The 23,289-nt window shown below is 66.6% G+C and carries 19 protein-coding genes; 4 read left to right on the top strand and 15 right to left on the bottom strand.

The window, feature by feature from the left end; all coding sequences use genetic code 11:
- Positions 1 to 101 precede the first annotated feature (101 nt).
- The 4 genes from folD to K5L94_RS09905 all read right to left on the bottom strand — a co-directional run bounded on the left by folD (position 102) and on the right by K5L94_RS09905 (position 5,303).
- Entirely contained in the window at positions 102 to 980 is an 879-nt protein-coding gene (gene folD, locus K5L94_RS09920; protein WP_014036908.1) for a bifunctional methylenetetrahydrofolate dehydrogenase/methenyltetrahydrofolate cyclohydrolase FolD, read from the bottom strand.
- Between the two features lie 166 nt (positions 981 to 1,146).
- Positions 1,147 to 2,979: a monovalent cation:proton antiporter-2 (CPA2) family protein gene (locus K5L94_RS09915; RefSeq protein ID WP_274512507.1), complete on the bottom strand. Its 1,833-nt coding sequence runs from the start codon at positions 2,977 to 2,979 to the stop codon at positions 1,147 to 1,149.
- 209 nt (positions 2,980 to 3,188) lie between these two features.
- Positions 3,189 to 4,331, bottom strand: coding sequence for a molybdopterin-synthase adenylyltransferase MoeB (gene moeB / locus K5L94_RS09910; RefSeq protein ID WP_274512506.1), 1,143 nt, complete (start codon positions 4,329 to 4,331; stop codon positions 3,189 to 3,191).
- A gap of 51 nt (positions 4,332 to 4,382) precedes the next feature.
- On the bottom strand, positions 4,383 to 5,303 hold the full coding sequence (locus tag K5L94_RS09905) for a LysR family transcriptional regulator (RefSeq protein ID WP_425507585.1): 921 nt from the start codon (positions 5,301 to 5,303) through the stop codon (positions 4,383 to 4,385).
- 119 nt (positions 5,304 to 5,422) lie between these two features.
- Here K5L94_RS09905 and K5L94_RS09900 point away from each other — a divergent pair, with 119 nt between their 5' ends.
- Positions 5,423 to 6,457: an alcohol dehydrogenase catalytic domain-containing protein gene (locus K5L94_RS09900; RefSeq protein WP_274512504.1), complete on the top strand. Its 1,035-nt coding sequence runs from the start codon at positions 5,423 to 5,425 to the stop codon at positions 6,455 to 6,457.
- 61 nt (positions 6,458 to 6,518) lie between these two features.
- Here the strand turns inward: K5L94_RS09900 and der are convergent, their stop codons facing one another.
- From der to ndk, 7 genes are all read right to left on the bottom strand, one after another.
- Entirely contained in the window at positions 6,519 to 7,916 is a 1,398-nt protein-coding gene (gene der / locus K5L94_RS09895) for a ribosome biogenesis GTPase Der (RefSeq protein ID WP_008264979.1), read from the bottom strand.
- Positions 7,917 to 7,933: 17 nt separating this feature from the next.
- Positions 7,934 to 9,142, bottom strand: a complete 1,209-nt coding sequence (gene bamB / locus K5L94_RS09890; RefSeq protein WP_053449524.1) for an outer membrane protein assembly factor BamB — start codon at positions 9,140 to 9,142, stop codon at positions 7,934 to 7,936.
- Complete coding sequence (locus tag K5L94_RS09885) at positions 9,142 to 9,780, bottom strand: YfgM family protein (RefSeq protein ID WP_053449523.1); 639 nt, start codon at positions 9,778 to 9,780, stop codon at positions 9,142 to 9,144. The genes bamB and K5L94_RS09885 overlap by 1 nt, the downstream gene beginning before the upstream one ends.
- 65 nt (positions 9,781 to 9,845) lie before the next feature.
- Positions 9,846 to 10,718 carry a helix-turn-helix domain-containing protein gene (locus K5L94_RS09880; protein ID WP_049458294.1) on the bottom strand — a complete coding sequence of 291 codons (873 nt, stop codon included), beginning with the start codon at positions 10,716 to 10,718 and terminating at the stop codon, positions 9,846 to 9,848.
- A gap of 18 nt (positions 10,719 to 10,736) precedes the next feature.
- Positions 10,737 to 11,522 (bottom strand): type IV pilus biogenesis/stability protein PilW, encoded by a 786-nt coding sequence (gene pilW / locus K5L94_RS09875; protein ID WP_053449521.1) that lies wholly within the window; start codon positions 11,520 to 11,522, stop codon positions 10,737 to 10,739.
- Entirely contained in the window at positions 11,509 to 12,714 is a 1,206-nt protein-coding gene (gene rlmN, locus K5L94_RS09870) for a dual-specificity RNA methyltransferase RlmN (protein ID WP_274512503.1), read from the bottom strand. Before rlmN ends, pilW begins: the two co-directional genes overlap by 14 nt.
- Positions 12,715 to 12,724: 10 nt before the next feature.
- Complete coding sequence (gene ndk, locus K5L94_RS09865; RefSeq protein WP_008265389.1) at positions 12,725 to 13,150, bottom strand: nucleoside-diphosphate kinase; 426 nt, start codon at positions 13,148 to 13,150, stop codon at positions 12,725 to 12,727.
- A gap of 325 nt (positions 13,151 to 13,475) precedes the next feature.
- On the opposite strand from ndk, the gene K5L94_RS09860 reads away from it, so the two are divergent.
- The 3 genes from K5L94_RS09860 (at position 13,476) to K5L94_RS09850 (ending at position 17,833) form a co-directional block, all read left to right on the top strand.
- Positions 13,476 to 14,129 carry a TetR/AcrR family transcriptional regulator gene (locus tag K5L94_RS09860; protein ID WP_006431024.1) on the top strand — a complete coding sequence of 218 codons (654 nt, stop codon included), beginning with the start codon at positions 13,476 to 13,478 and terminating at the stop codon, positions 14,127 to 14,129.
- Between the two features lie 53 nt (positions 14,130 to 14,182).
- On the top strand, positions 14,183 to 16,555 hold the full coding sequence (locus K5L94_RS09855; RefSeq protein ID WP_053449520.1) for a 3-hydroxyacyl-CoA dehydrogenase/enoyl-CoA hydratase family protein: 2,373 nt from the start codon (positions 14,183 to 14,185) through the stop codon (positions 16,553 to 16,555).
- A 69-nt stretch (positions 16,556 to 16,624) separates the two neighbouring features.
- Complete coding sequence (locus K5L94_RS09850) at positions 16,625 to 17,833, top strand: acetyl-CoA C-acyltransferase (RefSeq protein ID WP_006431022.1); 1,209 nt, start codon at positions 16,625 to 16,627, stop codon at positions 17,831 to 17,833.
- A gap of 488 nt (positions 17,834 to 18,321) precedes the next feature.
- Here K5L94_RS09850 and galU read toward each other — a convergent pair whose 3' ends face one another.
- From galU to lapB, 4 genes are read right to left on the bottom strand one after another with little or no spacing between them, the layout of a single operon-like run.
- Entirely contained in the window at positions 18,322 to 19,203 is an 882-nt protein-coding gene (gene galU, locus K5L94_RS09845) for a UTP--glucose-1-phosphate uridylyltransferase GalU (RefSeq protein WP_053449519.1), read from the bottom strand.
- Entirely contained in the window at positions 19,200 to 21,113 is a 1,914-nt protein-coding gene (locus K5L94_RS09840) for a polysaccharide biosynthesis protein (protein WP_053449518.1), read from the bottom strand. Before K5L94_RS09840 ends, galU begins: the two co-directional genes overlap by 4 nt.
- Before the next feature lie 3 nt (positions 21,114 to 21,116).
- Positions 21,117 to 22,106, bottom strand: a complete 990-nt coding sequence (locus K5L94_RS09835) for an MraY family glycosyltransferase (protein WP_053449517.1) — start codon at positions 22,104 to 22,106, stop codon at positions 21,117 to 21,119.
- Positions 22,107 to 22,109: 3 nt separating this feature from the next.
- Positions 22,110 to 23,288 (bottom strand): lipopolysaccharide assembly protein LapB, encoded by a 1,179-nt coding sequence (gene lapB / locus K5L94_RS09830; RefSeq protein WP_006430997.1) that lies wholly within the window; start codon positions 23,286 to 23,288, stop codon positions 22,110 to 22,112.
- Position 23,289: the final 1 nt, after the last annotated feature.

Raw genomic sequence — 23,289 nt, 5'->3', positions numbered from 1 at the left:
GGCCCCGATGTATGTGTGCCAACCAAGGTTGGCACCTACCAGGAGCGGGTCATCCGCATGTCCGCATTGTGCCGACCAACGGTCGGCACCACCCCAAAAGGTCAGCTCAGCGCTTCCGCCGCTTCCAGGGTGTTCTGCATCAACGTGGCCACGGTCATCGGGCCCACGCCACCCGGCACCGGGGTGATCCAGCTCGCCCGCTGGGCCGCCGCTTCAAACCCGACGTCACCCACCAGACGACCATCATCCAGCCGGTTGATACCGACGTCGATCACCACCGCGCCCGGCTTCACCCACTCGCCCGGCACGATGCCCGGGCGGCCCACCGCCACCACCAGGATGTCGGCGTTGCGCACGGCCTGTTCCAGCACGTCCTTGGGGGTGAACTTGTGGCAGCTGGTCACGGTGCAGCCGGCAATCAGCAGCTCCAGGCCCATCGGCCGGCCGACATGGTTGCTCACGCCCACGATGGTGGCGTTGCGGCCGCGCACCGGCTGGTCGGTGTGGCCCAGCAGCGTGGTGATGCCGCGCGGGGTGCACGGGCGCAGGCCGAACTCGCGCAGGGCCAGGTGGCCGACGTTTTCCGGGTGGAAGCCGTCCACGTCCTTGCGCGGGTCGATGCGCTGGATCAGCCGGCGCGCGTCGGGGATGCCCGGCAGCGGCAGCTGGATCAGGATGCCGTTGATCTTCGGATCGGCGTTGAGCTGGTCGATCAGGTCGAGCAGCTCGGCTTCGGTGGTACCGGCCGGCAGGTCGTAGTCATGTGCCTCGATGCCGACCTTCTCGGCGGCGCGGCGCTTGTTGCGCACGTACACGGTCGAGGCTGGGTCGCCACCCACCAGCACCACGGCCAGGCCCGGACGGCTGCCACCGGCGGCCACGCGGGCGTCGACGCGCACCTTCAGGCTGTCGAGCAGGTCCTCGGCGATACGGCGGCCATCAAGGATGCGGGCAGGAAGCTGGGGGGCGGAATCGGTCATCGGGAGCGGGCGTGGGGCGGCGGGGACGCTATTGTCCCCGATTCAGGCCCCCTCGCCCACCGCCGCGCGTCGACACCGCGCACCGGTAGTGCCGGCCGCTGGCCGGCAACCTCATGGCGTCGGAATGATTCCGTAACTGCCGGCCGACGGCCGGCACGACCGGTGGCTACTCTTCCTCTTCCGGCACATCCTGCGGGTTCAGCGTCTTGCTCGCCCGCTTCGGTGCGGTGAACGGGGTCGGCGTCGGTACGCCCTGCGGGCTGTTGCCGTAGATCATCCGCGCGCCGGCATTCAAACCACCACCGGCAATTTCCAGCTCGAAGCGTTCGGCATCGCGGCGACGGATCTGCTCGGCAATCTCGATCGCGTCATCCTCGTCCGCACCCAGCTCCACCAGCGCGGCCTGGCCGAACAGCACCGCCGACTCAAACGTCTCGCGGATCTGGAAATCGACACCGGCATGGATCAGCCGCAGCGAATGCTCGCGGTCGAACGAGCGCACCATCAGCTTGGCCTGCGGGAATTCATGCGCCACCAGCTCGACAATGCGGTCGGCGGCCTCGGCCTTGTCCACGCACACCGCAATCGCACGTGCGTTGGCCGCGCCCGAAGCATGCAGCACATCCAGACGCGTGCCATCGCCGTAATAGATCTTGAAACCGAAGCGCGCCGCGCTCTGGATCATCTCCACATCGTTGTCGATGATGGTCACGTCCACGTCGCGCGCCAGCAGCGACTGGCTGGCGACCTGGCCGAAGCGGCCGAAGCCGATCAGCAGCACGCTGCCGGACAGGCCATCGGCCTCGTCCACGCCGTCCATGTTCACCGTCGGCTTCGGCGCCACGCGCTTGTAGACCAGCACCACCAGCGGGGTCAGCGCCATCGACAGCACCACCACGGCGGTGAAGTTGGCATTGATGTCCAGGTCGATCACGCCGGCCGATGCGGCGGCGGAGAACAACACGAAGGCGAACTCGCCGCCCTGCGCCATCAGCACGCCGCGATCCAGCGCCTGCGCGTGGTCGCTGCCCATGATGCGCGCCACCACGTAGATGCACAGCGCCTTGGCCGCCATCAACGCCAGCACCAGGCCGAGGATCAGCTGCCAATGCGCGGCCACCACGCTCAGGTCCAGCGCCATGCCGACGCTGAGGAAAAACAGGCCGAGCAGGATGCCGCGGAACGGTTCGATGTCCGCTTCGATCTGGTGGCGGAAGGTCGACTCGCTCAACAGCACGCCGGCCAGGAACGCGCCCATCGCCATCGACAGGCCGGACAGCTGCATCAGCAGCGCCGCGCCCAGCACCACCAGCAGCGCGGCGGCGGTCATCACCTCGCGCGCCTTCGATTCGGCCAGCACGCGGAACAGCGGATTGAGCAGGAAGCGGCCGACCAGCACCAGGCCGACGATGGCACCCACGCCGATCGCCACCGACAGCCAGCGCGAGCCTTCGCCATCGGCGCTGCCCGCACTCGGCGCCATCCACGCCACCAGCGCCAGCAACGGCACGATCAGCAGGTCTTCAAACAACAGGATCGAAACGATCTTCTGACCCGACGGCAGCGCGATGTCACCGCGCTCGGCCAGCAGCTGCATCACCACCGCCGTGGAGGTGAGCACGAAGCCGGTGGCGCCGATGAAGGCCACCTGCCAGGGGAAGCCGAACAGCTTGGCGATGCTGGTCAGCACCAGCGCACAGGTGACGATCTGCAGCGTGCCCAGCCCGAAGATTTCCTTGCGCAGGCTCCACAGGTGCGAGGGCCGCATCTCCAGGCCGATCACGAACAGGAACATCACCACGCCGAGCTCGGCGGTATGCAGGATCGCCTGCGGGTCGGAGAACCAGCCCAGCCCGAACGGTCCGATCGCCAGGCCAGCGGCGAAGTAGCCCAGCACCGAGCCCAGGCCGGCCCGGCGGAACAAAGGCACCATCACCACCGCCGCGCCCAACAGGGCCACGACCTTGACCAGCTCGCTGGTCGCTGCTTCTACCGCCATGCGGTGCTTTCCCCAAGATCCAGAATCGGGTTCAACAATAGAGCAATGCCGATGACGGCAATAGCACGCATGTTGCGCCGGATTGTCTTGGAGGTGGAACGATGTAGGGAGTGACCCCTCAGATCATCCTGAAACCATGTCTTGTAGAGTCGAGCCATGCTCGACTGCTTTTGGCCTCAGCGCGCGGAGCAGTCGAGCATGGCTCGACTTTACAGAGAGCCGCCCCGGCAAAACGCGGCGTAATCGATATACCCCGGGAACGGCACCCCCGGCGCGCACACCGGGCAGTGCGGGTCCGGCCGGATGCCGGTCTCGCGGAAGCGCATGCCCAGCGCATCAAAGCGCAGCAGCCGCCCCACCAGCGGCTCGCCGATGCCCAGCAGCAGCTTCAGCACCTCGGTGGCCTGCAGCACCCCGGCCAGCCCCGGCAGCACGCCCAGCACACCGGCCTCGGAACAGTTCGGCGCGAACTCCGGCGGCGGCGGCTCAGGGAACAGGCAGCGGTAACAAGGCGCCACGCCGCGCTGGCGGCCGGCGTCAAACACGCTTACCTGGCCGTCAAAGCGCTCGATGGCGGCGTACACCAGTGGCTTGGCGTGCTTGATGCAGGCGTCGTTGAGCAGGTAGCGCAGCGGGAAGTTGTCCGAGCCATCCAGCACCACGTCCACGCCCTCCAGCAGCGCATCCACGTTCTCGGAGGTAACCCGTTCCGGCACTGCCTCGACCTCGATCGACGGGTTCAGCGCCAGCAGCCGCTCACGCGCCGAATCAACCTTGAGCTGGCCGACGCTGGCTTCGGTATGCACGATCTGCCGGTGCAGGTTGCTGCGCTCCACGCGGTCATGGTCAGCGAAGCGCAGATGCCCTACCCCGGCCGCAGCCAGATAGAAGCCGGCCGGTGCGCCCAGCCCACCCGCGCCCAGCACCAGCACGCGCGACTGCTGCAGGCGACGCTGGCCGGCCTCGCCCACCTGCGGCAGCAGCAGGTGGCGCGAATAGCGGTCGTAGAAGTCGCGGTCGGCCGCACTGGTCAGCGGCTGCACCAGCGGCAGCACCTGCTCGCGCCAGGCCACGGTACCGCCCGTCACGGAAGCGACGTTGGCATACCCGGCCTCCCGCAGGAACAGCGCGGCATCGGCCGAGCGCTTGCCGCTCTGGCAGATCAGCAGGATTTCCTGGTCGTGCCGCGGCAGATGCGAGGCCGGGTCGGCCTGCAGCTCGCCCTTGGCCACGCCGCGCGCGCCCTCGGCCATGCCCCCGGCCCGTTCGTGCGCCTCGCGCACATCGATCAGCACGGCGCCGTGGGCCAGGCGCTCGCGCGCCTGCGCGGGGGAAAGCTCTCGGATGCTCATGGCCGCATTATCGCGCAGGCCGCTCTGCCATGCCTCGACCAATGCCCGGCGCTACCCAGGCTGCCCGCGCCCGCCGTGCTGTTCCTGAAGAAGACCGATCAGCGCTTTCAGCCCAGGCGGCACATGTCGATGGCCCGGGTAGTACAGCGAAAGCCCGGGAAACTCAGGACACCAGTCCTCGAGCAGCCGCAGCAGGCGGCCATCGGCCAATGGCTCCAGCGCCAGATGCTCGGGAACGAAGGCAATGCCGATACCATCAATGGCCGCGTCGACCATCAACGGCTGGTCCGTCAGCGTGATCGGCCCGGAGACGTTCACCCGCTCGGTGGTGCCTTGATGCTCGAACTCCCAACGGTAGATCGCCCCACTTTCGAAGCGGAAACGAATGCAGTCGTGCTGATGGAGATCCAGCGGCCGCAGTGGCCGGCCACGCGCCTGAAGGTACGTCGGCGAAGCAATCGCCGCGAAGCGCATGGGGGCGGTCACCGCTACCGCGACCATGTCCTGGGGCACGGCTTCGGTCAGGCGGATGCCTGCGTCGAAACCCTCCGACACGATATCGCCCAACCTGCCGTCACTGACGATGTCCAGGTGGACCTGCGGATACTGGCGCAGGAAGCGCGCAAGCACCGGCTTCAGCACGAGCCGTATGGCGCCTTCACTGGCGTTGATGCGGACCGTGCCACGCGGCGTGCCGGCTTCAGTGTCCACGGACTGCAGGGCCTCCTCGATCGAGGCCATGGCCGGCCGCAGCTTTTCCGCCAGGCGCTCCCCGGCGTCGGTCAGCGAGACGCTGCGCGTGGTGCGGTTGAACAGGCGCGCACCCAGCCGCTGCTCGAGGGCCTTGATCGCATGACTGATCGCCGAGGGCGTGATGTTCAACTCCGCCGCCGCACTGCGGAAGCTCCGATGCGCTGCCACCGCCAGGAACGCAGTGAAGGCGGCCAGATCACCTCCACTGGATTGTTGAATACGACTCACCATATTGTGAAATATTGAAGCGATTGTCTTGATAGTCAACCGATTCTACGCTCCGGGGTGTCCGCGGGCACACGCCCTCGGCGCTCACCCACCGGGACAGGATCAAGACGATGAAAACGATGAAAGCGGTTGTGATGACCGGGCCGAATGCGCCGTGGCAGGTACAGGACGTGCCGATGCCCGTGATCGAACCGGGCCAGGTGCTGGTCAAGGTCCACGCATCAGGCATGTGCTACACGGACGTGTGGGCAACCCAGGGCTACGGCGGCGACATCTACCCGCAGACACCAGGGCATGAAGTGGTCGGCGAGGTCGTGGAAGTGGGCGCAGGTGTGCACACCCGCCAGGTGGGCGACCGCGTGGGCACCTCATGGGTCCAATCCGCGTGCGGGCGATGCCCCTACTGCCGCGAGAGCCGGCCCTTGTCCGGGCAGACCGCGATGAACTGCGATGCACCTCGCACCACCGGCTTCGCTGCGCAGGGTGGACACGCACAGTACATCGCCATCTCTGCCGAAGGCACGGTACTGCTGCCCGACGGCCTCTCCTACGTGGACGCGGCGCCGATGATGTGTGCCGGTTACACCACCTGGAGCGGGCTGCGCGATGCGGCGCCCCAGCCACGGGAGAAGATCGCGGTACTGGGTATCGGTGGACTGGGCCACGTCGCCCTGCAGCTGTCCAAGGCCTGCGGCTTCGAGACCATCGCCCTCACCCATTCCGCAGACAAGCATGCGCTCGCCCTTCAGCTGGGCGCCGACCAGGTGGTTGCCAATGGCAAGGAGCTGAAGGCCATCGGTGGCGCCGACGTACTGCTGGTGACCACCAATGAGTTCAGCTCGGCCGAAGAAGCGATGACCGGCCTGCGTGTCGATGGGCGCGTTGTGCTGTGCGGCCTGGACTTCAGCCAGCCCTTCTCGATCTCGTCCGAAGGCGTGCCGTTCCACATGATGCGCCAGCGCGTGATCGGCGCCACCCATGGTGGCCAGCACTACCTCAGCGAAGTGCTGCAGCTTGCCGCCGCCGGCAAGGTGAAGCCGATGGTCGAGACCTTTGACCTGGACCGCGCGACCGAGGCGTATGACCGCCTGTCGTCGGGAAGGATGAGGTTCCGTGGCGTGCTGTTGCCGTGGGGCCACGCCTGAGCAAGGCGGCCGCCCATGCACCACAACGAAAAAGGCGGCCCTGCGGCCGCCTTCTTCTGCATCACTTGCCCTTGACGTGCTTCATCAAGCGCCGCTTGGCCTTGACCTGCCGCTCGGTGAGGACGTTCTTCTTGCCCTCGTACGGGTTGGTACCCTCGCGGAAGATGAAGCTCACCGGGGTGCCGATCAGCTTGAAGCGCTTGCGGAAGAAGTTCTCCAGGTAGCGCTTGTACGATTCCTGCAGCTCCTTCAGGCGCGTGCCGTGCACAATGAAGGTCGGCGGGTTTGCGCCGGCCGGGTGCACGTAACGCAGCTTGGAGACGTGGCCGCGGATGGTCGGCGGCGGGTTGGTCTCGTAGGCCACTTCCAGCGCCTTGTTCACTTCGCTGGTGGTGAAGGTCTTGTTGGCCGACTCGTGCGCGCGGTGCACGGCACGGAACAGCTCGCGCAGGCCCGAGCCATGCTTGGCCGAGATGCGCACCGATTCGGCCCACGGCACGAAGCCCAGCTTCAGCGACAGCAGGGTCTCGGCCTGCTCGCGCTGGTACTCGGTCAGGCCATCCCACTTGTTGATGGCGATCACCAGCGCGCGGCCGGCATCGAGCACGGCGCCGAGCACGGTGGCGTCCTGGTCGGTCACGCCTTCGGTGGCATCCAGCATCAGCACGGCCACCTGGCACTGCTCGATCGACTGCATGGTCTTGACCACCGAGAACTTCTCGACGACCTCGTCCACGCGCGAGCGGCGGCGCAGGCCGGCGGTATCGATCAGGCGGTACTCGCGGCCGTCACGCTCCAGGTCCACCGCGATCGAGTCGCGCGTGGTGCCCGGCACGTCGGAAGCGATCATGCGCTCCTCGCCGAGGATGCGGTTGACCAGGGTCGACTTGCCCACGTTCGGGCGGCCGACAAAGGCGATGCGGATGCGGTTCGGATCGTTGTCCAGCTCTTCGCCACTGCCTTCTTCGGGCAGGCGCTGGATCACTTCGTCCAGCAGGTCGTCCAGGCCCTGGCGGTGCGCCGCCGACACGGTCAGCATCTCGCCGAAGCCGTAACGGGCGAATTCCGAACGCACGCTGTCCTCGTCGGTGCCGTCGATCTTGTTGATCAGCAGCAGCGTCGGGCGCGACAGCTTGCGCAGCCAGGCCAGGATCTCGTCGTCCATTGCCGACGTACCCTCACGGGCGTCGACCACGAACAGGATCAGGTCCGCTTCCGCCGCAGCGGCGCGGGCCTGGCGGGTGGTGGCACCGGCCAGGCCCTCTTCCTCTTCCGCGATACCGCCGGTGTCGACGACGAGGAAATGGTTGTCCTCGTCCAGACGGCAGACACCGTAGTTGCGGTCGCGGGTGACGCCGGGCTGGTCATGGACCAGCGCGTCACGGGTGCGCGTCAGCGCATTGAAAATAGTCGACTTGCCGACATTCGGCCGTCCAACCAGGGCGACCAAAGGCAGCATCGCGATTACTCCAATTTTTAATTTGCCAACCGGAAGGCGGTCAGCTTGCCATCAACGTTCTGCACCAGCAGCACCCCGTCTGCGACGACCGGCTGGGCCAGCAGGGCGTCACCGCCGCTCTTCGCCCGTGCCGCCATCGCACCATCGGAGGTCTTCAACCAGTGCACGTATCCCTTGTAGTCACCGACGACCACGTAATCACCCTGCAGCACCGGGCCGGTCAGCGAACGACGCGCCAGCTCGGTCTGCGACCACATGGCCGCGCCGGTTGCCTTGTCCAGGCCGAACACGCCGCCCTTGTTGTCGGTGACGAACACATTGCCTGACGACACCGCCACGCCACCGGCACCGCCATGGTCGCGCGCCCACAGCGGGCGACCGGTCGGGCCTTCGATGGCCATGGTCTGGTTCTTGAAGCTGCTCACGTAGAGGGTGTTGCCCTCCAGTACCGGAGCACCGTCAACGTCGGCCATGCGCTCAAGCTCGGTACGGCCTTCGCCGTTGCCGATGTTCTGTTCCCACAGGGTGCGGCCATCCTGCTGGGCCAGGGCCGCAACCGCGCCCTCGTCCTTGCCGATGAACAGCACGCCCGGGCCGGTGACCACCGGCGCGTTGCCGCGCACGGTCAGCGCCGGCAGTTCGCTCGGGTTGAACCACTTCTGGGTGCCGTTGCCGGCATCGAAGGCGGTCACGCGGCCATCGTTGCTGCGCACGAACACCAGGCCCTGGGCCACGGCCGGTGCGGCAATGACTTCACCCGGAACACGGGCGCGCCACTTCTCGCTGCCGTCGTTGATGTCCAGGGCGATGACCTGGCCATCCAGCGTGCCGATCACGACCAGGTTCTCACCGACACCCGGGCCGCCGGACAGGCGCAGCTTCGGCTTCTTCTTTTCCTTCTGCGGCTCCCAGGTCCAGACCTTCTTGCCGGTCTGCAGGTCGATGGCGTGCACGCCACCGGTGATCGCCGCGGCGAACACGTGGCCGTTGGCCACCGCCGGGCCCTGGCGCACGCCGATACGGCGCTCGCCCTTGCCGAGGTTGACCGACCAGGCCTTGTTGACCTTGACGCTGGGCTCGAACTTGACCAGCTCAGCCGGCTCCTGGGCCTTCTTCGCTGCCGCGTCCTTGCCGGCGAACCAGCCCTTCACGGTGCTGCAGCCGGTCAGGGCCATGCCCATCAGGAGCACGGTGGCGACGCGGGTGATCATGACCTTCTGACTCATCAAACCGACTCCGCAGGGGCGGCGACCGTGCCGCCGGCATCCATAACCTTGGTTTCCAGCAGGCGCCGCTGCGGCGCTGCCACGTCCAGCGACTTCAGCGCCTTCTCGTACTGTGCACGGGCGTCGTCACGCTTGCCCTGCGCCATCAGCGCATCGCCATGGATTTCCAGGCTGCTGCTGTCGGCGGCGCTGCCCAGCAGCTTGATCGCCTCGTCGCTCTTGCCGGTGGCCACCAGCAGGCGGGCCACGCGCTGGTCGACCACGCGCTGCAGGTCACCTTCGACCTTCACGCCGCGCAGGGTGGCCAGCGCGTCTTCGTTCTTGCCGGCGTCGACCTGGGCCTTGGCCAGCTGCAGCGCCGCGAGGTCGCCGTAGATGCTGGACGGGCCGGCTTCAAGCGCCTTCACTGCCTTGGAGGCATCGTCGAGCTTGTTCTGCTGCAGGCCGAGCAGCGCCTTCTGGTACTCGACATTGGCCGAGGCCAGCTTGCCGCCCTGATCCTTCTGGTACCACTGCCAGCCGGCGATGGCACCGATGGCGATGACCACGCCACCAAGGATGCTGGCGCCATTCTTCCGCAGCCAGCTGCGGACGCGTTCACTTTGTTCGTGCTCGTCGAGCAGATCGTCGATCGCCATGCGTACTCTCGCCCCGCCCATCGGGAGGGACCATTGGGTTTAATCGAAGGTGGTGAAACCGCGCCTCAGTGCGAAACCGGGACTACGGAGCCTTCAGAGGATACCTGAAAGCGTGCCACGTTGGCTCGCTGGTAGGGGGTCAGATCGACGATAGCGCCGTTCTGCTGAACCTGGACCGCCGAGGCGTTGCCCAGGGTCACCCGGGTCACCTGGCCCGGGGTGAAGCTGCGGCTTTCGCCGGACTTGATCAGTGCCTTCTCGACGGTGGCACCGTCCGGGCCGCCGATATCGACCCAGCTGTCGCCGCTGAACTGCATCTCCAGCGTGTTGGCGGCGGCGGCCGGCGCCGGGGCCGAACGCGGCACCGGGGCCAGCGAGGCCACGTACGGGGTCGCGGCCGGCTTGCTGGCCGGGGCGCTCGCCACGTCAACCGGGGTGGCCGGCTCGACGCCCGCGGCGGACGGAGCCACCGGCACGGCGGCCGGGATCGCATCCAGCGAGGCGGTGTTCGGCGACGGGGTGGCGCTACCGTCGAAGTGGCCACGGGTGGCGAACCACACCGGCACGGCCAGGACCGCGGTGATGCCGACATACAGCATGCGCCGGCCGAGGTTCTCGGCAATGCGACGCGCGCGCGGGGTATGGGTATGGCTGACCAGGGTGGGCGGGACCACCGGGCCAACCTGGGCCTGCTCCAGCAGCTGGCTCACATCCACGTTGAGCAGGCGCGCATAGCTGCGCAGCTGGCCACGCACGAACACCGGCGCGCCGAGCTTCTGCCATTGTTCCTCTTCCAGCGACTTGACCACCTGGACCGGCATGCGCAGGCGCGTGCCGACATCCTCGAGGGTCAGTCCGGCCGCTTCGCGGGCCTGGCGCAGGCGGGTGCCGCAGCCGGCCGCAGTCTCGAGAGCGCTCACAGTCTGGTCATCAATCACAATGCATCAACCCTGGAGTTAGGAGCCCGCTTCCTGCGGAAATTCCTGTCGAATCCGCTGGAGATAGCGATCAGATGCCGCCCGATCGCCCAGCCGCGCTTCGATTTGAGACGCAAGTTGTAACACGGAACGCGTTGCGGGTGCAGCCGCAATCCTACGTTCGGCGAAGGCCCGGGCCTCCATGTAGCGGCCCTGGCGGAAGCTGAGCTGGGCCATCGCCTCGAGTGCGACCGGGTTGTCAGGCAGTGTCGTCAGCGCCGCGCGAAGGTCGCGTTCGGCACGTTCGAACTGGCCGGCATCCAGTGCGCAGCCGCCCGCATTGGCCTGTGCCTCGGCCGGCGTGGCATAGCCCGGCGCCTGCAGCGCGCGGTCGAACCAGACCAGCGACTCGGCCGGCCGGCCCTGCTGGCACAGCCAGGCACCGTAATTGTTGAGAATGTCGCCGCGCTGCGGCGCCAGTTCGGCGGCCCTGCGGAAGCTCTCGCCAGCCTGCGGGGTGCGGCCACGGCGCTCATCGATGCCGGCCAGCAGCACCAGCGCGTCCGGGGCCTCCGGCGCCAGCTTCTGCGCCTCACGGGCTTTGCGCTCGGCCGCATCGAGGTTGCCGACCTGCATGTCGCGGGCAGCCAGCGCCAGCAGATCCTGCCAGCGCACCTGGCGGCGGACGTTGTCCGGATCGCGGACCGAGTACACCGGCGCCAGGCTGGGGCCCAGCTTGGCCTTGGGTTGGGATTTGCAGCCGCCAACCGCGAGGGCCAGCGTGCCAGCGAACAGAACCAGCCAGAGGCGGTCAGGCCGCGGCATCGCTCCCCTTCCCCGCCTGAAGCGTCTTGTTGAACTCGGCCTGGCGGCGGGTGCGGTCCATCACCTGGCCCTTGAGCTGGCCACAGGCAGCGTCGATGTCGTCGCCACGGGTACGCCGCACCATGGTCAGCACGTTGCTGTCGAGCAGGATCTTCTGGAAGGCACGGATGTGCGCTTCTTCCGAACGCTCGTAGCGGGTGCCCGGGAACGGGTTGAACGGAATCAGGTTGACCTTGCCCGAATCCTTGGCCTGCACCGCGTTGTCGAACTGGCGCATCAGGCGGGCCAATTCGCGGGCATGCTCGGGCTTGTCGTTGATGCCCTTCATCAGGGTGTATTCGAAGGTGACCGATTCGCGGCGCTTGTTGGCGCGCAGGTAGCGTGCGCACGAGGCCATCAGCTCGGCGATCGGGTACTTCTTGTTGAGCGGCACCAGGGTCTCGCGCAGCGCATCGTTGGGCGCATGCAGCGACACCGCCAGCGACACGTCGCTTTCGGCCGACAGGCGGTCGATCTGCGGCACCAGGCCGGAGGTCGACAGGGTCACGCGCTTGTTGGCCAGGCCGTAGCCCAGGTCGTCGCGCATCACGCTCATGGCGCGCACGACGTTGTCGAAATTCATCAGCGGCTCGCCCATGCCCATCATCACCACGTTGGTGAGGCGGCGCATCTGGTGCGGCACGTTGCCCAGGTGGCGTGCGGCAACCCACACCTGGCCGATGATCTCGGCGGTGGTCAGGTTGCGGTTGAAGCCCTGGGTAGCGGTGGAGCAGAACGTGCAGTTCAGGCCGCAACCGACCTGCGAGGACACGCACAGCGTGCCGCGGGTCTTGTCGGGGATGTACACGGTCTCGATGGCGTTCTTGCCATCCACACCCATCGCCAGCAGCCACTTGTGGGTGCCGTCGGCGGAGGGCTTGTCGAACACGATGTTCGGAACCAGCACCTCGGCATGGGCCTGCAGCTTGGCGCGCAGGACCTTGCCGAGGTCGGTCATTTCATCGAAGTCGGTGACGTAGCGATGGTGGATCCACTTCATCACCTGATGGGCACGGAACTTCTTCTCGCCGAGAACCTCGACGAAAAACTTCTCCAGGCCCGCGCGATCGAGGTCGAGCAGGTTCTGCTTGCCAACCGTGGGTGCCGACTTCGGCAGCGGCTGGATGGCGGGGGACTGTACGACCTCGTTCACGGCATTACTCTCAGCGCGAGACGACTTCGGTGGCGGCGAAGAAGTAGGCGATTTCAATCGCGGCATTCTCGACCGAGTCCGAGCCGTGGGCGGCGTTGGCATCGATGGATTCGGCGAAGTCGGCGCGGATGGTGCCCGCAGCGGCTTCCTTCGGGTTGGTGGCGCCCAGCAGGTCGCGGTGGGCCAGGACGGCGTTCTCGCCTTCCAGGGCCTGGATCATCACCGGGCCGGAGATCATGAACTCGACCAGCGCGTTGAAGAACGGACGCTCGCGGTGCACGGCGTAGAAGCCTTCGGCTTCACGGCGCGACAGCTGCTTGTACTTGGCGGCCACGACCTTCAGGCCGGCCTTCTCGAAGCGGGCGTAGATTTCGCCGATGACGTTCTTGGCAACGGCGTCCGGCTTGATGATCGAAAGGGTGCGCTCCAGCGCCATGGGATGTCTCCAATGGAATCGGGCCGCTGATGGCCCGAAGGGTAACATGAAAAAAACCCGCGTCGGGACGCGGGCTTAGCCTGATAAACGTAGGCGAATTGTAAAAGATAAAGCGCTGGCTTGGTAGTGCCGGCCGCTGGCCGGCAGGCTGGCGCCCGCCGGGCTGCCCACGATTGCCGGCCAGCGGCCGGCACTACCCTTTGCGCCCATTCACCCACCTGAGCGGATTCTGACCGCCCTGGGCATTTTTGCTGCACTGCAAAATGCCATACGCTACCGTCTGGTCCTAGTATCAAACAATCGTTTGATTAAGGTCCGCCCGCCGATGGCCAAACCCGCCCACTTCTCGACCAAGGACCGCATCCTCGGTGCCGCCGAGGAGCTGTTTGCCCAGCACGGCTTCGCCGGCACCTCGCTGCGCCAGGTGACCAGCCAGGCCGACGTCAACATCGCAGCGGTCAATTACCACTTCGGCTCCAAGGAAAACCTGGTCAACGAGGTGTTCCGCCGCCGCATGGACGAGATGACCGGTGCCCGCCTGGCGCAGCTCGAGCGCGCCCGCAGCGAACATCCCGGGCAGCTGCGCCCGGTGCTGGCCGCCTTCGTCGAGCCGGCGCTGGCGCTGGCCCAGGACCGCCAGAACGGCGGTGCCTTCGTGCGCGTGATCGCGCGCGCCTACGCCGAGAAGAACGACAACCTGCGCAAGTTCCTGTCCGACCACTACGGCCACGTGCTGCGTGCGTTCGGCAAGGCGATTGCCGAATGCGCGCCCGACCTGAGCAAGGAAGAGCTGTACTGGCGCCTGGACTTCCTGGCCGGCTCGCTCACCTATGCCATGGCCGACTTCGGGCTGATCAAGCGTCCCGCCGGTGTCACCGAAGCGGCGCATCGTGCCCATGCCGCCCACGAACTGATCCATTTCGCCGAAGCCGGGTTCCGCGCCGCCGCTCGCGCCAGCGCCCTGCCCGCTTCCCCGTGATTCCACCGGGTGTGACCCACCCAGTAACTGCTGACCAACAAAGGCCCTACACCATGTCCAATTCCCTGCTAGTCCGCCGCGCCGCCGTGCTGGGTGCCGGCGTCATGGGTGCCCAGATCGCCGCCCACCTCACCAACGCTGGCGTCGACACCGTGCTGTTCGACCTGCCCGCCAAGGAAGGTCCGGCCGACGGCATCGTGCTGAAGGCGATCGCCAACCTGGGCAAGCTGAGCCCGGCGCCGCTGGCCAGCAAGTCGCTGGCCGAGGCCATCACCCCGGCCAACTACGAGTCCGGCCTGGAGCAGCTGAAGGACTGCGACCTGATCATCGAGGCCATCGCCGAGCGCATGGACTGGAAGCAGGACCTGTACAAGAAGATCGCCCCGTTCGTGGCCGACCACGCCGTGCTGGCTTCCAACACCTCGGGCCTGGGCATCAACAAGCTGGCCGACGTGCTGCCCGAGCAGCTGCGCCACCGCTTCTGCGGCGTGCACTTCTTCAACCCGCCGCGCTACATGCACCTGGCCGAGCTGATCCCGGCCACCACCACCGACGCCGCCGTGCTGGAAGGCCTGGAAGAATTCCTGGTCACCACCCTGGGCAAGGGCGTGGTGTACGCCAAGGACACCCCGAACTTCATCGGCAACCGCATTGGCGTGTTCTCGATCCTGTCCACCATCCACCACACCCAGCAGTTCGGCCTGGGCTTCGATGAAGTGGACGGCCTGACCGGCCCGCTGGTCGGCCGCCCGAAGTCGGCTACCTACCGCACCTCCGACGTGGTCGGCCTGGACACCATGGCCCACGTCATCAAGACCATGGGCGACACCCTGCCCAACGACCCGTGGCACGCGTTCTTCAAGTCGCCGAAGTGGCTGGACGCACTGATCGCCAAGGGCGCGCTGGGCCAGAAGACCGGCGCCGGCATCTTCCGCAAGGTCGGCAAGGACATCGTGGTGCTGGACCTGGAGAAGCAGGACTACCGCCCGGCCGACCGCGCCGCTGCACCGGAAGTGGTCGAGATCCTGAAGATCAGGAACCCGGCCGAGAAGTTCGCCAAGCTGCGCGAGAGCCAGCACCCGCAGGCGCAGTTCCTGTGGGCGACCTTCCGCGACCTGTTCCACTACAGCGCCTACCACCTGGCCGACATCGCCGAGACCGCGCGTGACGTCGACCTGGCCATCCGCTGGGGCTACGGCTGGTCGCTGGGCCCGTTCGAAACCTGGCAGGCCGCTGGCTGGAAGCAGGTCGCGCAGTGGATCGCCGATGACATCGTCGCCGGCAAGAGCATGAGCAACGCCCCGCTGCCGGACTGGGTGTTCGACGGCCGCGACGGCGTGCATGCCGCCGAGGGCAGCTACAGCCCGTCACGCAACGCCAAGCTGCCGCGTTCGTCGCTGCCGGTGTACCAGCGCCAGCGCTTCCCCGATCCGTTGCTGGGCGAGACGTTCGCGCCGGGCGAGACCGTGTTCGAGAACGACGGCCTGCGCATGTGGCATGACGGCGACGGCATCGCCGTGGTCAGCTTCAAGACCAAGATGAACACCGTGTCCGACCAGGTGCTGGACGGCCTGCAGGAATGCGTCAGCCGCGCCGAGAAGGACTTCCAGGGCCTGGTGATCTGGCAGCAGAAGGAACCCTTCTCCGCCGGTGCCGACCTGGCCGGTGCCCTCGGCCTGCTGCAGGCCGGCAAGGTCGACCAGTTCGAAGAGATGGTCGCCAACTTCCAGCGCACCAGCCAGCGCATCAAGTACTCGCTGGTGCCGGTGGTGGCTGCCGTGCGCGGCCTGGCCCTGGGTGGCGGCTGCGAGTTCCAGATGCACAGCGCCAAGACCGTGGCCTTCCTGGAAAGCTACATCGGCCTGGTCGAGGCCGGCGTGGGCCTGCTGCCGGCCGGCGGTGGCCTGAAGGAACTGGCCGTGCGCGCCTCGCAGGCCGCCGGCCCTGGCGGTGACGTGTTCGCCGAACTGAAGAAGACCTTCGAGACCGTGGCGATGGCCAAGGTGTCCAACTCGGCGGTCAACGCCAAGGAACTGGGCCTGCTGCGCAGCACCGACAAGGTGGTGTTCAACAGCTACGAGGCGCTGCACATCGCCAAGGCCGAAGCCCGTGCGCTGGCCGAAGCGGGCTACCGTCCGCCGCTGCCGGCACGCCGCATCCAGGTGGCCGGTGACGTGGGTATCGCCACCTTCAAGATGATGCTGGTCAACATGCTGGAAGGCCGTTTCATCAGCCCGTACGACTACGAGATCGCCGAGCGCATCGCCACCGTCCTGTGCGGCGGCAAGGTCGACCGCGGCACCCTGGTCGACGAAGAGTGGCTGCTGACCCTGGAGCGCAAGCACTTCGTCGAACTGGCCCAGCAGGAAAAGACCCAGGCCCGCATCGCGCACATGCTGAAGACCGGCAAGCCGCTGCGGAACTGACGGAAGACATCGGTAGTGCCGGCCGCTGGCCGGCAACCTCTTCCAACCCCTATTCAAGAGATCACTGCAATGACCAAGCAAATCCAGGACGCCTACATCGTCGCCGCCACCCGTACCCCGGTTGGCAAGGCGCCCAAGGGCATGTTCCGCAACACCCGCCCCGACGACATGCTTGCGCACGTTCTGCGCAGCGTTGTCGCACAGGCACCGGGCGTGGACGTCAACCGCATCGATGACGCGATCATCGGCTGCGCCATGCCGGAAGCCGAGCAGGGCATGAACGTGGCGCGCATCGGCGTGCTGCTGGCCGGCCTGCCCAACACCATCGCCGCGCAGACCGTGAACCGCTTCTGCTCCTCCGGCCTGCAGGCCGTGGCGCAGGCCGCCGACGCGATCCGCCTGGGCAACGCCGACCTGATGCTGGCCGGTGGCACCGAATCGATGTCGATGGTGCCGATGATGGGCAACAAGATCGCGATGGCACCGAGCGTGTTCGACAACGACCACGTCGCCATCGCCTACGGCATGGGCATCACCGCCGAGAAGGTGGCCGAGGAATGGAAGGTCTCGCGCGAAGACCAGGATGCGTTCGCCCTCGCCTCGCACCAGAAGGCCATGGCCGCGATCCAGAACGGTGACTTCAAGGACGAGATCAGCCCGTACGAGATCGTCTCGCACCTGCCGGACCTGGCCGATGGCCAGCGCATCATCACCCGCAACAAGGTGGCCGACACCGATGAAGGCCCGCGTCCGGATTCCTCGGCCGAAGGCCTGGCCAAGCTGCGCCCGGTGTTCCGCAACGGCCAGTTCGGCGGCACCGTCACTGCCGGCAACTCCTCGCAGATGAGCGATGGCGCCGGCGCCGTGCTGCTGGCCTCGGAACAGGCGATCAAGGATTACGGCCTGACCCCGCTGGCGCGTTTCGTCAGCTTCTCGGTGGCCGGCGTGCGTCCGGAAGTGATGGGCATCGGCCCGATCGCCGCGATCCCGAAGGCACTGAAGCAGGCCGGCCTGACCCAGGACCAGCTGGACTGGATCGAGCTCAACGAAGCCTTCGCCGCGCAGTCGCTGGCGGTGATCCGCGATTGCGGCCTGGACCCGAGCAAGGTCAACCCGCTGGGCGGCGCGATCGCCCTGGGCCACCCGCTGGGTGCAACCGGCGCGATCCGTACCGCGACCCTGCTGCACGGCCTGCGTCGTCGCCAGCAGAAGTACGGCATGGTGACGATGTGCATCGGCACCGGCATGGGCGCGGCGGGTATTTTCGAGGCGCTGTAAGGTTCAAAGCACTGCCGGTCGGGATGTCGGTGTACTGAAGGGCCCGGGTGGGTGAGACTGCCCGGGACACGCCGTGAACCCGTCCATGGGGGCTTGGCAGCGGCATCCATGCCGCTGACAGTCCCGGTCAGCCTCACCCACCCGCGCCATCCATCATTCCGCGCGGCGGAGGGGTGAGCAAAGGCAGGATCAAGAGCTGGCGTCAGAGCCCTTTGCGCAGCAAAGGGATCTGACCCCAGCAAGCAAAAAAGGCAGCCACTGGCTGCCTTTTTGCTTTTGCTTTTGGTCTTGCCCTTGATTCCGCCCTTCCCGTCCGCGCCCACTGGAAATCTGACAGGCGGGACGGGTGGGTCTTTGCAGGACCGTTGGCGCCATGGATGGCGCCATCGAGCCCCCATGGACGGGTTTACGGCGTGTCCTGCAAAGGCCCACCCGTCCCGCCCATCACGTATCAATCAAGGCGCTGCACGGAGCGCTTGATAAAACCCTTACTCCTCCGCCAGCATCGCCGCCAGCTTCTCGCGCGCCGGGCCAGCCAGCTTCGGGTTATCCAGCGCGAACCGGATCGTCGCCTCCACCAGCCCCAGGTGCGTACCGCAATCGAAGCGGGTGCCCTCGAATCGATAGGCATCGACCTCTTCGGTTTTCAGCAGCTGCGCGATCGCATCGGTCAGCTGGATCTCACCACCGGCACCGCTGCCGGTCTGTTCCAGCAACTCGAAAATCTTCGGGCTCAGCACATAACGGCCCACCACCGCCAGGTCGCTCGGCGCGTCCTCCGGCTTTGGCTTCTCCACGATCTCCGAAATGCGACCCTTGCGGCCATCAAAGGCCTCGGTGGCCACGATGCCGTAGCTGGCGGTCTTTTCGTGCGGCACGTCTTCAACGGCGATCACGCTGGCACCACTGGCCTCGTTGAGATCGGCCATCTGCTTGAGCGCACCCGCACCGCGGTTCCAGATCAGGTCGTCCGGCAGCAGCACGGCGAACGGCTCGTCACCGATCACGGCTTTGGCGCAGAGCACCGCATGCCCCAGGCCCAGTGCTTCGGCCTGCGTCACGAAGATCGCACGCACGCCCTCCGGAAGAACGTGGCGGATCAGCTCCAGCTGCTCCTGCTTGCCGGCGCGCTCGAGCTTCTGTTCCAGCTCGTAGGCCTTGTCGAAATAGTCGGCAACTGCATGCTTGTAGCGGTTGGTGATGAACACCAACGTATCGCAGCCGGCCTCGATGGCTTCATCCACGGCGTACTGGATCAGCGGCCGATCAATGATCGGCAGCATCTCCTTCGGCACGGTCTTGGTTGCTGGCAGAAAACGCGTCCCCAGCCCTGCCACCGGGAAAACCGCTTTGCGGATTCGCTTGCTCATTGGTACCTGTTGGCCTCACGTGCCGGAAAGGGCAGGACTTTAGCGGATGAAATGTAAGCATCCTGTGCGATTGGCGAAAACTCCGGCATGGTCGCAAACAGGATCTCCTGGATGCTGGCAGTGTCGTAGCTGGCAATCGCCTCGCGCAGGCGCGGGACATTGCCCAGCACCAGATCGCGCGAGAACGTGCGCACGCCGGCCTCGAGAATCTTCGGGTGCGCGGTTGAGCGATAGTCCTCATCCGAATAGAACAGCGTCTCGTGCAGCTTCTCGCCCGGGCGCAGGCCGGTATAGATGATCGGAATGTCCTTGTACGGCTGCTTGCCGGCCAGGCGGATCATCTGTTCGGCCAGCACGCGGATCGGCACCGGCTCGCCCATGTCGAGGGTATAGATCGCACCGTGCGATGCCGACGCGGCCGCCTGCAGGATCAGCTGGCAGGCCTCCGGGATGGTCATGAAGTAGCGGCTGACTTCCGGATCGGTAACGGTCACCGGCCCACCGCGCAGGATCTGCTCGCGGAACAGCGGCACCACGCTGCCGGCCGAGGCCAGCACATTGCCGAAACGCACGGTGACGAAACGGGTGTGCGTGGACTTCTGGTCCAGGCTCTGGCAGATCATCTCGGCGTAGCGCTTGCTGGCACCCAGCGCATTGACCGGGTCCACCGCCTTGTCGGTGGAGATGAAGACGAAATGCTCGACGCGCGCCTCCAGGCAGGCCCGGGCCACGTTCTCGGTCGCCAGGATGTTGTTGCGCACCGCTTCACGCAGCTGGCGCTCCAGCACCGGCACATGCTTGTAGGCCGCCGCATGGAACGCCGTATCCACCGGATGCAGCGACAGTGCGTGGCGGATAACGGCCGGGTCACCACAGTCACCCAGCACGGCTTCGATCTCGACATCCGGGAAACTGCGGCGCAGTTCGTCCTCGATGGTCAGCAGCAACAACTCGCTGATCTCCAGCAGGATGATGCGGCCAGCACCATGGCGCGCGCACTGGCGGCACAGTTCCGAGCCGATCGAGCCACCGGCCCCGGTCACCATCACCGTACGTCCACCCAACCAGCCACGGATCAGATTCCAGTCCGGCATGATCGGCTTGCGGCCGAGCAGATCTTCGATCGCCACTTCCTTCAGCTGCCCGGGAAGCGACTGGCCCTGCAGGATGTCGCTGAGCTTGGGCACGGTGCGGAACGGCACGCCCGTGCTTTCACAGATGGCCACGATCCGCTGCATGCCGGCGGCATCCAGCGAGGGCATGGCAATCACCAGCAGCTTGGCCGCGGTCTCGCGGACCACGGTGGGCGCGTCGTCCAGGGTGCCAAGGATAGGCAGGCCCTGCAGCTTGGCCCCGCGCAGATGGGGGGCGTCGTCGAGCAGGCCGACCGGCTCGAAGTTGCCCGAGCGCCGCAGGTCACGCACCAGCGTCTCAGCCGCCTGGCCCGCGCCGAGGATCAGCACGCGACGTGCGCTGGAATCGGACTGCAGCGCCTGATAGTCCTTCCAGGCCCGGTACAGCAGGCGTGGCGCGCCCAGCAGGGCCGACAGCGCGAACGGATAGATCACCAGCACCGACATCGGCACGCCATCGAAGCGCTTCCACATCAGCACCAGCACGATCGCGACCATGCCGATGAAGCTGGCCTTGAAGATGTTCAGCAGGTCGCTGACGCTGGCAAACCGCCACAGTCCGCGGTAGAGGCCGACGCGCCAGAACACCAGGCCCTGCAGCAGCAGTACCAGTGTGGTGTCGATGTTCCAGAGGGGAAGCTCGGGCGCGTTGGGCAGGATCGAGTAGCGCCCTGCGTGGAGCAGCTGCCAACATGCCCAGACCATGAACAGGTCGTGGCAGACGATGGCCGAACGCGGCATCAGGCCGAGGATTCTGTCCCGCCAGGGTGAAGCCATAAGTCAGGTATTTCCTTGTCGATGGCGCAATCCATTGCGCAGGAGGAGCCAGAGGACGCTCAGCGCACTGAACCACGCGATCGCCACGACAGCCTCCCACCTCGGCTGCAATTTGGAGCAGACAACAGTCACTGTAATACTGAACAGGCCCAAAGCAAAGTACATCCCTGTCACCCGGGCGTGGCTGGCTCCTGCCTGCACCGCGCGTTGGTAGACATGCTGGGTATGGGGTTCCATCCAGCGTTGTCCGGAAATGATGCGCGCCAGCAGTGTGAAGCCTGCGTCCACAAGGAAAGCCGAGGCTGGCACCAGCAGCAGGAGCCAGTTGATGTCCGTGCGCACGCTGGCGATGGCCAGCACGGCCGCCACCGCATAGCCCAACGCGCCACTTCCGACATCACCCATGAAGATCCGCGCCTGCGGAAAATTGAACGGCAGGAAGCCCAGGCAGGCTAGGCCCAATGCCAGGGCCGCAAGCGAATAGGGCCAGGGCAGAAGCGGCGCCAGTCCCAATGCGACAACAATCGCCTGGCTGGCGGCAATGCCGTTGATCCCATCCATGAAGTTCCAGATGTTGATCAGCGAGGCGGTGAACAGCAGCACCAGCCCGGCCAGCAGCCAGCTGCCACCGTTGGCCTTGACCAGCATGGCCAGCAGCGCTGCCGCAATGAAATGCACCAGCAGGCGGCGCAGGGCAGGCAGGGGCCTGTGGTCGTCCCACCAGCCGATGCCGGCCACCAGGACCAGGCCAAGGCTGGCGACCAGCAGGCTTGGCGCGGCGTCCGGCCAGGCCACCATGGCCACGCCCGCCGTAACCAGCAGGCTGATAACAATGGCGATACCACCGCCGCGCGGTGTCGCCACGCTATGGCTGCGGCGCTCGCCGGGCTGGTCCAGCAACTGCCGGCGCACGGCGTAACCGCGGGCGGCCCAGGTCAGGGCCGCGCTCAGCAGGGCCAGCCCCAGCAGCGCCCCCATCACGAACCACGGCATGGATCAGAGCACCGCGTAGTTCAGCAGCGGCTTGACCGTCCCCCACTCCTTGCAGCTCGGGCACTGCCAGTGATGCGTCCGCGCACCGAAACCGCAGCGGGTGCAGCGGTAGGCCGGGTTGCGCACCAGCAACTGATCGGTGATGTGCTTGAGGTCGTGCAGGGTGGCGGTGGAGTCGGCACCCTCGGCCAGGGTCAGGTCGATCAGTGCGGACTCGCCACGCACCGACGGGCGATCCTTCAGCTGGCGCCCCAGGTAGGCACGGGCCGGTGCCACGCCTTCCTGCTCTTCCATCAGCCGGGTCAACGCCAGTACCGGGGCGATGCCGCGATAGTGCTCGGTCATTTCCGACAGGAAGGCACGCGCGCCCGCGAGGTCACCGACCTTGCGATAGTTCGCCATCAGCGCCGGCAGCAGCTCGGGCAGGTACTCCGGATCGTTACGGGCCGCGCGCTCGAACGCGCGCACCGCGGCTTCGGCGTTGCCGGCATCGGTCTCCAGGCGACCCTCGATGATGCCCGCGCGCACCGACATCGCATCGGCCTGGTAGGCACGGGCGATCGCTGCCCTCGCCTCTTCCAGCTTGCCGGCGCCACGGAAGCGCTCGGCCAGCTCGCACTCGAACTGACCGATCAGCTTGCCCATCGGCTCGCCGGTCACGTCCTCGAAACGGGTCGCGTTGTCGATCGCCTTTTCCCAGTCGCGCTCGGCCTGGTAGATGCCGATCAGGTGCTTGAGCGCCTGCGGGGCGCGCTGGTCCAGCTGCGCAAGTTCGGTGAACACGGTCTCGGCACGGTCCAGCAGGCCGGACTTCATGTAGTCCTCGCCCAGCGCCAGCAGGGCCTGCACGCGCTGCGCATCACTCAGATCGTGGCGGTTGACCAGGCCCTGGTGCAGGCGGATGGCCCGGTCGACTTCGCCGCGGCGGCGGAACAGGTGGCCGAGCGCGACCTGGGTCTCGAAGGTTTCCTTGTCCAGCTCGGCGATATGCAGGAACAGCTCGATGGCCTTGTCCGGCTGCTCGTTGAGCAGGTAGTTCAGGCCCCGGAAGTAGGTGCTCGACAGGCGGCTGACCTGGCTGTCACCGTGACGCTGCCCGCCGCGCCGACCGATCACCCATCCCGCTACTGCAGCCAACGGGACGAACAGGAAAAACCACAGCCACTCGGTGACGAATTCCATC

It is taken from the genome of Stenotrophomonas forensis, from assembly GCF_028752115.1.
GTDB lineage: Bacteria > Pseudomonadota > Gammaproteobacteria > Xanthomonadales > Xanthomonadaceae > Stenotrophomonas > Stenotrophomonas forensis.
Note: the sequence above shows the minus strand (reverse complement) of the source record. Positions and strands in the feature narration are given on the sequence as shown.